The sequence below is a fragment of the uncultured Chryseobacterium sp. genome, from assembly GCF_936933875.1.
Classification (GTDB): domain Bacteria; phylum Bacteroidota; class Bacteroidia; order Flavobacteriales; family Weeksellaceae; genus CAKZIK01.
Window position 1 is genome coordinate 116,186 of the sequence record NZ_CAKZIK010000022.1, and the last position, 12,848, is coordinate 129,033.

A 12,848-nucleotide genomic window follows, 5' to 3' on the forward strand; every position below is an offset into this window, starting at 1 on the left:
ATGAAACAGTTCTCTTCCAAACGAAGCATTCAAATACTCACACATCTTTTAAAAGAATACGGAATTTTCAACACTGTTATTTCTCCCGGTTCGCGAAATGCTCCTTTGGCGATTCATTTTTCGGAAACCGATGAGTTGAACTGTTACAGTATTGTGGATGAAAGAAGTGCAGGGTTTGTTGGTTTAGGAATGGCAAAAAGCGAGAAAAAACCAGTTGCTTTAACCTGTACAAGCGGTTCTGCTGCTGCAAATTATTATCCTGCCGTTACGGAAGCTTTTTACCAAAATGTGCCACTTTTGTTATTAACTGCAGACAGACCTGCAGATTATACTGATATTTTTGATGGACAAACGATTCGTCAGAAAAATTTGTTTCAGCAACATTCTTACGGAGATTTTCAGTTGTTGGAAGATAATGAAGCCGGAGCAGATGATGAAAATTTTGCTTTAATAAAAAAAGCAATTGAACTTTGTTTTGAAAAACAGGGACCGGTTCATATCAACATTCCCCTTTCTGAACCTTTGTATGAAATGGTTTCTGAAGTTCCGAATTATCCGTCAGTCGAAAAAACTATTCAGAAGAAAAATTACGAACTGCCATCAAATCTCGCAGCAGATTGGAATCTTTCCAAGAGAATTATGATTCTGGTTGGCACACGCGACAAGAGCAAAGAGCTTGAAATGCAGCTCTCACAAATGGTTAAAAACCACAGCGTTGTTGTTCTTACGGAAGCCAACTCGAACTTGAACAATGAAAAGTTTTTCAGTCATATCGACCGATATATCACTCATTTTACTGAAGAAGATTTTAAAACTTATGCTCCGGATTTATTGATTACGGTTGGACAAAATGTGGTTTCGAAAAGAGTAAAGCAGTTTCTGAGAAAAGCGCATCCGAAAAATCATTGGCACATAGATGAAGTTTGGCAACCGGACACGTATTTTTCACTTACTCAAAAGATAGAAACAAAACCCGAGCTGTTCTTTTCTAAATTATTGAATTTTGCCAAATTAGAACCACAACCTTATTTCAATCTTTGGGACAGTCTCCGCGATAAGAAAGATTTGAAACATAAAGAATATTGCCTAAAAACAGGTTATTCTGACTTCAAAATTTTTGAAACTTTAGCGCAAAAACTTCCTGGAAATATTAATTTGCACTTCAGCAACAGTTCTGCCATTCGATACGCACAACTTTTTGATTTTCAAAAACATAAAGTGTATTGCAACCGCGGAACAAGCGGAATTGATGGTTGTACTTCAACAGCAATGGGTTACGCAATGCGCAATCCAAACCAGACCGTTTTGGTTACAGGAGAACTGAGTTTCTTCTACGATATCAATGGATTATGGAACAATTACATTCCGCCTTACACGAGAATTATTGTAATTAACAACGGAGGTGGAGATATTTTTAAAATTATTCCGGGACCAAGTGAAACGAATGCTTTGGACGAATTTATTTTGACCAAACACAACAGGAATGCGGAACTTTTGGCCAAAAACTTCGGATTTTCTTACACAAAAGTTGAGGATGAAGATACATTACTTCGCGTAATGGATAATTTTTTTAAACCTGATGCAAAACCAAAATTGCTCGAAATTGATACAACTGAGGTCGATAATGCCGAAATTTTGAAGAAATACTTCGAATTTTTGAAATAATTCCGCTTTTTTAGATTTCCAGATAATCGTCGTTTTCCGGAAGATTGCGGATTTTATCAATCGGATAGATAAACATATCATCAAAATCATTCAGGGCATTAATAATTTGGAAGTGAGAAAATTCTGCAATATTCTGAAGCGTAATTTCGGTCTCCTTAATTTTTTTGTTCTTTAAAAGATGCTGTCTTTGTACACCGTTCAATAAAAATGTTGATGGCGTAAACCAATCTTTTCCTTTGAGGAACAATAAGTTAGAATACGAAGTATCGGTAATATGATTGTTCTTCACAATAATAATTTCCTCTGCTTTCGCTTTGGTTTTCATTTTTTCGAACTCTTTCCGCTCTTCAAATTTGAAAGAATAATCGAATGAATTATTTTCAACCAGCTGAAAATCATCAATTTCCGAAATCGCGTAAGGCAACATTTGTGTCCTTACATTTTTATTGAGGTCGTAAATAATTTTGAATTTATACAATCCGTCTTCATCGTGCTGCAAATTTTTGAAAATCTTGGCAAGGTCGATAGAGCCTGCTTTTCCGAAGTGTGCAAAAGTGTCGTTAACGCGTTTTTGATGGAGGTCGAGAAGGAAAATTTTTTGGTCTTCTACTTTGATGCTTTCAATGAATTGGGACATAAATTTTGTTTTTCATTTCTTGGTATTCATCGGCTAATTTACTTAAATGCGTAATTCCGCCGCCACTTTTGAAGTATAATTTTCCTTTTTCTTTTTCAATAAAACGAATCATAACACAGGAGTCGAGATTTTCACCGTCAAACCAACCGCAAACTCCGGTGTAAAAACCTCTGTCAAAACCTTCGGCTTCCAAAATAATTTCCAAAGTTTTTGGTTTTGGCGCACCTAAAATAGAACCTGCAGGAAGAAGCGTTTTCATGATGCTGCCAATCTTTCTGATAAATTCAGGTTTGAGATTCCCTGAAATTTCGGAACTCATCGCGAACAAATCTTTCTGTTTGGTTTTAATGAAATCAATCCTTTGAAATTCATCTACTTTCACCTCATCTGCAACCATACTCAAATCGTTGCGAAGCAAATCTACAACAGTATAATGTTCGGCTTTTTCCTTTACATCCTGTTTCAAAATTCGGGCTGCATTTTCTTTGGAAGCTTCAATGGTTCCTTTCATGGGATGGGTGAAAATCCGGCTGTTATTAATTTCAACAAAAGTTTCGGGAGAGAAAAAAACAAATTGATTTTTCTTCAGTACTTTATATTTCGCTTTCGAATGCGCAAAAATTTCTTCAAGTGTTAAATCGGTTTCAATTTCAGTTTTTCGGGTATAATTAGCGAGATAAGAATTTCCGAGTTTTAAATTTTTCTGAACAAAATCAAATCCTTTTTGATAAGATTCTTTACTTTCCGGATAGGTTTTCCATAAAAAATCATCCTTTTTATAATCCTTTTGAAAATCTGTTCTAAAATTCTGAAAATCAATTGATAAACCCTTTTTTTCAATTTCATTGTCAAGATAAATTTCAACATGATTCATTAAAAAATCTACCATAAAAAAGAATGGAACTTTCTTTTCCGAAAGCTCATCCATTTTATCGAAATTGTCGTGAAAAATCTTGTTCATCACGGCAAAAATAGAGATTAATCAGTTATTTTTGCATAAATTTATTAGGAATGGAACAAGATTACCCGCATAAAACCGGCATCGATAAAATTTTGAAGGAGGCATTTTCTTACTGGAATCAAACTTTGATGTACAATATTATTTTCTCGCTGATTTACTTTTCGGTTTCGTTTATCGTATTGTATTATTTCGGGATGAAGTACGGTTTGCTTCAGAAATTTGAAGATATTTTTCCTCTTGCTTTGAAAAATCCAACCGCTTACAGAACTGCGGCACAAGAAATTATGCAGACCGGAGAAGCAATGAAATTTTCGTATGTACTTTTGGCTGTTTTCGCCTTTCTGTATCCGCTCAATTTAGGTTTGATGAAGATTTTCCGCAAAATTGATTTGAAGGAAAAAATAAATTTCGCAGACCTTTTTGCCGGTTACAACGGAACGAATTTTTTCATCTACGCAAGTTTCTTCCTATTTTGGTACATCATCTTCGAATATGCAAAGCTTTTGTTAATTCCTGCTGTTTTGTGGGTTTTTGTAACACTGTTTTGTGCGCCGCTCATGTTTTTTATGGACAAAAGAATTATGGAGAGTATTCAATTGACTATCAAAGCTTTGCGAGGAAATTTCATTACTGTTTTTGTCTGCGTTTTAGTGGCCATTCTGTTCCGCTACATCGGAATTTTTTCCATTATTGGCGCTTTATTTACATTTCCATTTTGGAATGCGATGATTTATGCGATGTACAAAAACTTTTTCCGAGAAATGGATTAAGTAATCTTTTTAGTTAAAAATATAAAAAGTGCAATGCTTTTTATTGTAATTTTGGCTGAATCACAAATAATTACATCTAAAAATGCCACACCGAAAACAGCAGATTAGCGAGGAAAAAATAAAACAGGTTATCCTGATTTTAATCATTATTGTTCTTATAGGACTTATTGGGTGGAACCTTTCGATGTTCATTCCATCGATTCTTGGAGCAATTACGCTCTATATTATTACGAGAAAATACAACCTCTATCTTCAGGAAGTGATGAACTGGAAACCTTGGGTTGCATCGATGGTGATTATTTTAGGAACGCTGATTGTGCTGATTCTTCCGATTTATTTTATCGCAGATTTACTGATTGAAAAATTGGGAAATGCCAATGCTTACATGGCAAAATTCAATGTTTTTATTGATAAAATAAACGATTTTGTTTTCCAAAAAGTGAAAATCGATATTCTGAGCAAGGAGAATATGGACAAACTGAAAGCAACTGCCGGAAAATTTTCCACAGAAGCTCTGAGTACGACTTTCAACACGTTTACGGTTGTCATTTCAATGTACTTTATGCTGTATTTCATGCTGGAAAAACCAAGACTTTTTGAAAGACTGGTTAGAAGTTCTGCTCCTCTAAAGAAAGCAAACGTTAATCTTTTAGGCGAAAAAATTCAGAAAATGGTGGTGGCCAATGCGATTGGAATTCCGGTTGTAGCGATTGGACAAGGTTTGGTTGCGTTAATTGGCTACCTGATTTTTGGAGCACCAAGTCCGGTTTTACTATTTGCACTAACAGCTGCAGCATCCATGATTCCGATTGTGGGAGCAGCGATTGTTTATGTTCCGGTTTGTATTTTTATGATTGCAGAGGGAAATTTGGGTCCAGGTTTAGGTTTGGCGGCGTATTGTTTAATTGCCGTTGGATTAACCGATAACTTATTGAGATTCACTTTGTTGAAAAAATTAGAAAATATTCATCCTTTGAATACCGTTTTCGGAATTATCATGGGGATGAACCTTTTCGGTTTTATGGGTTTGATTTTCGGGCCGATTTTAATTTCGATTACGGTGCTTTTAATTCAGGTTTACAGAGATGAATTTTCTGATGACAGCAACGAAATTATTCTTCCTGAGCCTAAAGAAATAGAAGAAAAAATTGATTTAAGCATCTAAGATGGAAGATGGAATAAATCCAGAAATTCTGAAAGAAATCTGCGTGGTAAAAATGCCTTTCGGAAAATACGAAGGAACAACTTTGGCCGACCTTCCGGTTTCGTATCTGGAATGGTTTATGCGAAACGGCGGTTTCCCGAAAGGAAAACTGGGGATGCAGCTTTCCACCGTTTACGAAATAAAAATTAACGGTTTAACGGATTTGCTGACACCGATTCGTGGTGAGGTAAATTACGAGAAGCCAAAGAAAAAAACATATAAATTCTAACTACCACATTCCGTGATAAGGAGAATTTCCCTCTACAAATTCAGCAATTCTTTTTCGAGTTCCGGGTGAAGTTTTTTCGGGCAAATCAAAAAACTCAAATTCATCAATTTCTGCATCTTTTTTGCCTGAAATTTCAAAATTATCGCTAAGAAACACAAAAATTGAGTCGTTTTTGCCTTCAAAGAAACTATTATAAATTCCTTGGAGTTTTAAATTTTGAACTGTTATTCCAAGTTCTTCATTGAGTTCTCTTTTGATAGCAGTTTCGAAAGTTTCACCTTTTTTCATTCCACCTCCAGGCAAAAACCATGAGTTGGAATATGTGTGTTTTACTAATAAAATTTTGTCTTCTTTAATGAGAATGGCGCGAACACCTAAAGTTTGTGGTTTAAAAACTTTCCAAAAAAATTTAAAAATAGGAGCTCCGAATTTAGGCAAAAGTTTCTTCATGAATTAAGCCTTTAATGCAGCAATTTCATCCCTCAACTTCGCAGCTTTGATAAAGTCCAAATTTTTTGCAGCAGCTTCCATTTCCTTTTGTTTAACGGTAATCATTTTTTCTATATCTTCGGAACCGTAAGTTGCTTTGGCTTCAGCAACTTCGCGCATAATTTCTTTCTGCGTGTATTTTTCATCCGGAAAATCTTTTGACCTTCCCACCAAAGCTTCAGAAATTTTTTTGTTAACCTGCGTTGGTGTAATATTATTTTCTTCGTTGTATTGTTGCTGTTTTTCTCTGCGATAATTAGTTTCGTCGATGGTTTTCTGCATCGAATTCGTCATTTTATCGGCGTACATAATCGCTTTTCCGTTCACGTTTCTTGCAGCTCTACCAACGGTCTGAATCATTGAACGTCGGGAACGCAACATTCCTTCTTTATCGGCATCCAAAATCGCCACCAAAGAAACTTCAGGCAAATCGAGACCTTCTCTCAAAAGGTTTACACCCACTAAAACATCAAACAATCCTACCCGCAAATCCTGCATAATCTGAATTCGCTCCAAAGTTTCCACATCGGAGTGAATATATCTCGTTCTAATACCGAATTTCGTGAAATATTTCGTGAGTTCTTCGGCCATTTTCTTTGTTAAAGTCGTCACGAGAACACGCTCGTCCACTTCTGCTCTTTTTTGGATTTCTTCAATTAAATCATCAATCTGATTCAATGTTGGTCGGATTTCAATAACAGGATCCAAAAGTCCGGTTGGACGAATAATCTGTTCAATATATTCTCCGCCGGTTTTTTCCAATTCGTAATCTGCCGGAGTTGCAGAAACGTAGATAACCTGATTCTGCATTCCTTCAAATTCTTCAAATTTCAAAGGTCGGTTGTCCATCGCAGCCGGAAGTCTGAAGCCGTATTCCACCAAAGCTTCTTTTCGGCTTCTGTCACCTCCGTACATTGCGTGAACCTGCGGAATTGTAACGTGACTTTCGTCAATCACCATCAAATAATCTTTAGGAAAATAATCGAGCAGACAGAAAGGTCGGGACCCCGGAAGTCTTCCGTCCATATATCTCGAATAATTCTCAATTCCGGAACAGTAGCCGAGTTCTTTAATCATTTCCAAATCGAGTTCGGTTCTTTCCTGTAAACGTTTTGCTTCTAAAGGTTTTTCAATATTTGTGAAAAAATCTACCTGTTTTACCAAATCGTCCTGAATTTCGCGAATCGCGTTGTTCATCGTTTCTTTAGTCGTTACGAATAAATTTGCAGGGTAAATCTGAATCTGCTCAAAATTCGACATTACATTTCCCGAAACCGGGTCGAAACTCTGAATGGTTTCAATTTCATCACCAAAAAACTGAACACGGATTGCGTTATCCGAATACGCAGGAAAAACATCTACAACATCCCCTTTTACGCGAAACGTACCGCGTTGAAACTCATTTAAGGTTCTAGCATACAAAGCGTTAACCAAAGCATGAAGGAAAGCAGTTCTTGTTACTTTGCTTCCGGTTTCAGTAGAAATTAGAGATTTATTGAACTCCGAAGGATTTCCGATACCGTAAATACACGAAACTGAAGCAACAATCAGAACATCTCTTCTTCCCGAAAGCAAACTTGCAGTTGCAGAAAGACGCAATTTTTCCACTTCTTCATTGATGGACAAATCTTTTTCGATATACGTATTGGTTGAAGCAATAAATGCTTCCGGTTGGTAATAATCGTAGTAGGAAACGAAATATTCCACCGCGTTATCCGGGAAAAATTCTTTAAACTCCATGAAAAGTTGCGCCGCCAAAGTTTTGTTGTGCGCCAAAACAATGGTTGGTTTTTGAATATTGTTCACAACATTCGCAACGGTAAAGGTTTTTCCGGAACCGGTAACACCCAAAAGTGTCTGATATTTTTCGCCAATTTCAAGACCTTCCGTGAGTTTTTTAATTGCTGTCGGTTGGTCTCCTGTCGGTTTAAATTCTGAGTGAAGTTTAAAATTCATACGTCAAAAATACAAAAAAGAAAAGAGCAGAAAATTCTGCTCTTCATGAATTATTTCTTTTAAATCCTACTTAGAATTGCTCTGATTTGTAAAACTCATAGCAAACGGCAGTTTATAAAATGATTTTATCGCAAACCCGTTTGCAGTTGCCGGTTTCCAAACGACATTTTCGTTAACTGCCTTTATTGTTCGAAGAGCTTCTTTGTTTAGCGCTTCATTACTTCCTTCCGCTCTGTAGTTAGATGTTTTGCCGTTTTCATCAATTTCGAAAACTTTTATTTCTGGTTTCTATATTTAGAAAAATCCTGAATATAAAGACCTTTAGCAGTATTGGTTCGGTTAACCTGTAATGCTTTGGTTCTGTAATTAATATCATTATCAAACCTTGCTTCAGCTGTTTTACCGATTGTTTGTCCCGTAATAAGCTCCAATGCTTTCTTAAGCGAGGGATCAGAAGTATCTCCAAATTCTTTGATATTATTGAAGAATGAATAAGGATTAACTTTCACTGTTGGTGTGATACCACTTCCATCAGTGGGAACCGGATCCTTATCCTTATTGTAGTAAGCAAAAGTAATTGGCTGAAGTTGCCATTTGTGTTTTGTACTTCTCGTTGCATACGAAGTATAATCGGAAGCTGGAGAATCATACAATGTGATAGAGCCAACATATTTTCCAACGGTTTCATCACCAATGGTGGTGATATTAACATATTTTCCAAGGCTGCTTACTGTCAATTCACTTGCTGATGCTGTTTGGAAGGTTACTAAAACATAAATTTTTGGCAGCGTAAGACTGTTCACAGCTTCTTGTCCGGAAACTTCCGGATGATTATTGACAAGACTGTAGGTATTAACAGTGTTTTTTAGATAATCCCATCCGTCTTCATCATTATGTTTATTATTGAAATCCAGATAAGTATAAGGTTGCCCTGTAAAACTTCCGTTGATCATTTGTCCTAAAGCCACTGCAGTTTCCAAAGAACCACCTCCATTGTATCTTAAATCCAAAATCAATTCATTTACGCCATCTGCTTTCATTTTTGCAAAAGCAGCGTTCAGTTCGTCATTATAATCTGCTTTAAAAGCATTGAAAACCAAATAACCGATGTTTTTGGTTCCGTAAACGAAGTTTTTGTAGAAAGCTACCGGATTTTCATCCTTTTCAACTCTAGTCAAAGAAATATTTTCAATTTTATCTGTTGTAATTAATGCTGAAGAAGTAAGCGTTGTAGTTGCAGCTCTTGTAATGGTAAATTGACTTGTTTCAAGCTGATTATAATTACTAGCTGTTAAAACAGAGCCGTTTACTTTCGTAATAACGTCTCCTCTTTTAATTCCTGCTGCTTCAGCCGGTGAACCCGGTGAAACGTAATTGATTAACGCAACATAAGCTGTTGCATTATTGTCTTTTGGATAAAGTCCGTAATGAAGTCCTGAAGTTGGTTCCACTTCTGCACTTTTTCCAGCATCAACAATTACATTATCGTTTTCAATCCACGAAAAACGGTCTGTTGTTCCATAATTGTAAAGCAAACTGTAGAATAATTTATCCGGTGTCTTTCCGTTAATGAAAGAAACATAACCCGACGAATTTTTAAAAGAATCTGCCAAGTTGGGTACATTAGGCTGCCAATAATACCATGAATTCATTGCCTTCCAAACATAATCATTAATTTCATTGGCTACCGGAGTAGGATTTGGCGCAGGAGTTGTATCTTCGTTTCTGGAGCAGGCAGTAAGCGTTAAAGCTGCTGCACCCAAACAAATCATAAAATTTTTTATTTTCATTTCAAATAATAGTATTACAAAATTAAAAGTTAATCTAATGAAAACCAGCTTTTTAAAACCTGCATTATTCCTCTTGCCTTTAGCTTTAATTAGCGTTTCCTGTAAAACAAATATACTGCCAAAAATCCATAATCCAACATACCAAAGCTACAATGCCGGCACCGAAAAGGGTTATTACGTAGATTTTGAACTCAGCCATGACAGTATTGTTCCTGCGGCTGTAATTTTAAACAATATTGAACAAACCATTTCAGCTGACAGTAAATCCGGTCTTAAGTACCATGTAAACGTAATTGCGCAGTCTCAGAAAATTTTTGGCTTTAAACCGAAAGTTTCCAAAAAAGATAATGGACTCATCTTTAAAACAGATACAACTGATGTTTATAAAGCGGTTGACTTTAAACTGAAAACGAAATAACATCAAAAAGATTATAAAAAGAGCAGCGTATTCTGCTCTTTCTTTTTTCCATGAGGAATGGTTTTTGTTGCTTATTTTACAATCACAAAGACTTTTTTATGAAAATTTTATTCAATAGCTGGCCTCTTTTGGGAGTTCTTTTTTTAGGATCCTGCGGTGGAAATACAGCAACAACAGAAACCGTAAATGGTACGGAAACCAATACCAATACTGAAAATTTACCCAACCCTGAAACTGCAGAAAAAAATTCACCTGAATACAAATCTGCTTTCGCAGGACAAACCAGAATTGCCGGTGTTAAAACCTCAACACCATACGTTATTGATGTCCTAAATACTTCTTTAGGAAAACCTTGGGGAATTACCAACTTACCTGATGGAAGATTTTTGGTAACGGAAAAATCGGGCTTTTTTAATATTATTTCTAAAGACGGAAAAACGGTTACAAAAGTGACCGGCCTGGAAAATATGCAGGTTGATCCAAAAGGACAGGGCGGACTTTTGGATGTTGCTTTAGATCCGGATTTCGCCAATAGCAGAATGATTTACTTCTCTTTCTCTGAAACTGTTTTTAATGAAAATAATACCGCTGTAGGAAAAGGAAAACTTTCAGCAGATGAAAAAACTATTGAAAATCCGTACGTGATTTTCCGCGCAAAGCCTTCGTATAATGGTGATAAACATTATGGAAGCCGACTTGTTTTCGACAAAGACGGAAATCTTTTCGTGAGCACTGGTGAGCGTTCAGATTTGGAAACCAGACCTTATGCGCAAAAACAAGATTCTTATCTAGGAAAAGTTTTAAAAATCACAAAAGATGGAGAGCCAGCTCCTGGAAATCCAAATCTGGCTGGCTGGAAACCACATATTTATTCAACAGGACACAGAAATCCGCAAGGTTTGGCTTTGGACAAAAAAGGGCAACTCTGGGAAGCCGAAATGGGACCAAGAGGTGGCGACGAAATTAACCTCATCCAACCAGGAAAAAATTATGGTTGGGGTGATGTAACTTATGGCATTGAATACAGCGGAGCCAAAATCAACAACGGAACAACCCAAAAAGCCGGAACAGAACAACCTGTTTATTATTGGGATCCATCAATTTCGATGAGTGGAATCACATTTTATACCGGAACTATTGACGAATGGAAAAACAATATGTTTATAGGATGTTTGAGTGGCGAAAAAATCATCCGTTTGGTTATTCAAAATAATAAAGTGGTGGGAGAAGAATGGCTGTTGACCGACAGAAAAGACAGATTTCGTGATGTTTTGAATGGAAACGACGGACATCTTTACACGGTTTCCGACAGTGGAAAACTTTACCGAATTTCGAAGAAATAAAAAAAGAAAACGCTTCAAATTGGAGCGTTTTTTATTGAGGTTTGTTTAGAATTTAAAACTAATTCTCGTGAAGACCTGTTTTTTGGCTCAACTGTTTAATATCGATAACATCAACGGGAACCGGAGTATTAGTTACTGTTCTTTTTTTATTTCTGGTTCCGGTAAGCACTACTTCATCTACATTTCCTTCTTTCGTTACCGTATAATTTACAGTTTGTGCATGTACCGAAACTGCTCCTGCCAAGAAACACAGGATACTCAAATGTTTAATTTTCATCTTAGTTTATTCATTAAAAGCAAAACAAAGGTAATTTAAATCTAAAGAAAATGTTAAATTCTTTAATTTTTATCATCAAAATTGGAAATTTTTTGATTTAAATTCTGTTATTGTTGAAGACACGTCTAATATTTGTACATTTTGATTCCTTCATAAATCATAATTTTACTTGCAAATTTTCATTAAAAACAATATACTTATCTTTGCCGCTGTAAATTTTTAAAAAAATAGAAATTATGAAAAAGTTAATTTTAGCTGCAGCTTTCGGAATGTTCGGATTGGCTACTGCTCAAACTGATGCTTTTATTGGAGAGGGAGATGTAAAAGCTCAGGTTGGAGCTAACTTCCAGGATGGTGGAACAGGAATTCAGGCTTCTTTGGATTACGGTTTAGGAGATAGTTTCTCTATCGGAGCTCAGGCTGGTTACCTTCTTGGAGTAAAAGAAATCGACGGCCTTGGAACTCCTGAAGCTGGAGACAGATTTGATGCTAAAGCAAGAGCAAACGCTCACCTTGGTGATGTTATTGGTCTTCCTCACAATTTCGATATCTATCCAGGTTTAGATTTAGGTCTTAAAAACTTTGGTGGACACGTTGGAACAAGAGTTTTCTTTGATAAAGGTTTCGGTCTTTTCGCAGAAGCACAGTTCCCAATCGCAAGATTCAACAAAGATGCTGTAGGTTATGAGTTGTTGAACAACCAGTTCAACATCGCTGTTGGAGCTTCTTTCGACATTACAAAAAGATAAGAATTTTTTTATTCAAAATAAGAACGAGGATGTCTCAAAAGTAAATGATATGGGTTGAGATTCTTCTATATGAAAACATCTCTCGTATAGGGATACGAGTAAAATCAAGAAAAAAGGCTGTTCTCAATACTTTTGAGACAGCCTCGTTTTTTTATGCTTGCGATTTCCATTAAATCACTGTCCTTTGTAGAAGTTAAGCCTGGTTTGCACAATCTGCAAAAGAGTGAATGGTTTCCGCTAATATTGCGCGGGATTTCGTCATAAAATCTGCAAATCCTTTTGCACAAACAATCAGCAGATTACAATTATGCTTTGGATAATATGTCCCGTTCCGTGATTATTGTCGCTCAATATGTTTTT

The 12,848-nt window shown here is 36.2% G+C and carries 14 protein-coding genes; 7 read left to right on the forward strand and 7 right to left on the reverse strand.

Annotated elements, in window-relative coordinates; genetic code table 11:
• The gene (menD, locus tag Q0252_RS03530; protein WP_297983892.1) at positions 1 to 1,665 is read left to right on the forward strand and encodes a 2-succinyl-5-enolpyruvyl-6-hydroxy-3-cyclohexene-1-carboxylic-acid synthase; all 1,665 of its coding nucleotides are present in this window, start codon (positions 1 to 3) and stop codon (positions 1,663 to 1,665) included.
• A 10-nt stretch (positions 1,666 to 1,675) separates the two neighbouring features.
• Here the strand turns inward: menD and Q0252_RS03535 are convergent, their stop codons facing one another.
• Together Q0252_RS03535 and Q0252_RS03540 are read right to left on the reverse strand one after the other, a co-directional pair.
• Positions 1,676 to 2,302, reverse strand: a complete 627-nt coding sequence (locus Q0252_RS03535) for an aminotransferase class IV (protein WP_297983894.1) — start codon at positions 2,300 to 2,302, stop codon at positions 1,676 to 1,678.
• Positions 2,286 to 3,263, reverse strand: coding sequence for an aminodeoxychorismate synthase component I (locus Q0252_RS03540; RefSeq protein WP_297983896.1), 978 nt, complete (start codon positions 3,261 to 3,263; stop codon positions 2,286 to 2,288). The genes Q0252_RS03535 and Q0252_RS03540 overlap by 17 nt, the downstream gene beginning before the upstream one ends.
• Before the next feature lie 50 nt (positions 3,264 to 3,313).
• Here Q0252_RS03540 and Q0252_RS03545 point away from each other — a divergent pair, with 50 nt between their 5' ends.
• The 3 genes from Q0252_RS03545 to Q0252_RS03555 all read left to right on the forward strand — a co-directional run bounded on the left by Q0252_RS03545 (position 3,314) and on the right by Q0252_RS03555 (position 5,466).
• Positions 3,314 to 4,033, forward strand: coding sequence for a hypothetical protein (locus Q0252_RS03545; RefSeq protein ID WP_297983898.1), 720 nt, complete (start codon positions 3,314 to 3,316; stop codon positions 4,031 to 4,033).
• An 82-nt stretch (positions 4,034 to 4,115) separates the two neighbouring features.
• Entirely contained in the window at positions 4,116 to 5,198 is a 1,083-nt protein-coding gene (locus tag Q0252_RS03550; protein WP_297983900.1) for an AI-2E family transporter, read from the forward strand.
• 13 nt (positions 5,199 to 5,211) lie between these two features.
• On the forward strand, positions 5,212 to 5,466 hold the full coding sequence (locus Q0252_RS03555; RefSeq protein ID WP_297984051.1) for a DUF3820 family protein: 255 nt from the start codon (positions 5,212 to 5,214) through the stop codon (positions 5,464 to 5,466).
• Here Q0252_RS03555 and Q0252_RS03560 read toward each other — a convergent pair whose 3' ends face one another.
• The 3 genes from Q0252_RS03560 to Q0252_RS03570 form a co-directional block, all read right to left on the reverse strand.
• Positions 5,467 to 5,916 carry an NUDIX domain-containing protein gene (locus Q0252_RS03560; protein WP_297983902.1) on the reverse strand — a complete coding sequence of 150 codons (450 nt, stop codon included), beginning with the start codon at positions 5,914 to 5,916 and terminating at the stop codon, positions 5,467 to 5,469.
• A 3-nt stretch (positions 5,917 to 5,919) separates the two neighbouring features.
• Positions 5,920 to 7,911 carry an excinuclease ABC subunit UvrB gene (gene uvrB, locus Q0252_RS03565; protein WP_297983903.1) on the reverse strand — a complete coding sequence of 664 codons (1,992 nt, stop codon included), beginning with the start codon at positions 7,909 to 7,911 and terminating at the stop codon, positions 5,920 to 5,922.
• 275 nt (positions 7,912 to 8,186) lie between these two features.
• Positions 8,187 to 9,701 carry a S41 family peptidase gene (locus Q0252_RS03570; RefSeq protein WP_297983904.1) on the reverse strand — a complete coding sequence of 505 codons (1,515 nt, stop codon included), beginning with the start codon at positions 9,699 to 9,701 and terminating at the stop codon, positions 8,187 to 8,189.
• 37 nt (positions 9,702 to 9,738) lie between these two features.
• Between Q0252_RS03570 and Q0252_RS03575 the strand changes: the two genes are divergently transcribed.
• Both Q0252_RS03575 and Q0252_RS03580 read left to right on the forward strand, forming a co-directional pair.
• A complete protein-coding gene (locus Q0252_RS03575; protein ID WP_297983906.1) occupies positions 9,739 to 10,119 on the forward strand; it encodes a hypothetical protein in 381 nt (126 codons plus the stop codon).
• Positions 10,120 to 10,217: 98 nt separating this feature from the next.
• The gene (locus tag Q0252_RS03580) at positions 10,218 to 11,462 is read left to right on the forward strand and encodes a PQQ-dependent sugar dehydrogenase (protein WP_297983907.1); all 1,245 of its coding nucleotides are present in this window, start codon (positions 10,218 to 10,220) and stop codon (positions 11,460 to 11,462) included.
• Positions 11,463 to 11,520: 58 nt separating this feature from the next.
• Here Q0252_RS03580 and Q0252_RS03585 read toward each other — a convergent pair whose 3' ends face one another.
• Complete coding sequence (locus Q0252_RS03585; RefSeq protein WP_297983909.1) at positions 11,521 to 11,739, reverse strand: hypothetical protein; 219 nt, start codon at positions 11,737 to 11,739, stop codon at positions 11,521 to 11,523.
• A gap of 236 nt (positions 11,740 to 11,975) precedes the next feature.
• Between Q0252_RS03585 and Q0252_RS03590 the strand changes: the two genes are divergently transcribed.
• Positions 11,976 to 12,488 (forward strand): DUF6646 family protein, encoded by a 513-nt coding sequence (locus Q0252_RS03590; protein ID WP_297983910.1) that lies wholly within the window; start codon positions 11,976 to 11,978, stop codon positions 12,486 to 12,488.
• A 193-nt stretch (positions 12,489 to 12,681) separates the two neighbouring features.
• Here Q0252_RS03590 and Q0252_RS12290 read toward each other — a convergent pair whose 3' ends face one another.
• Positions 12,682 to 12,786 (reverse strand): hypothetical protein, encoded by a 105-nt coding sequence (locus tag Q0252_RS12290; protein ID WP_367174817.1) that lies wholly within the window; start codon positions 12,784 to 12,786, stop codon positions 12,682 to 12,684.
• Positions 12,787 to 12,848 lie beyond the last annotated feature (62 nt).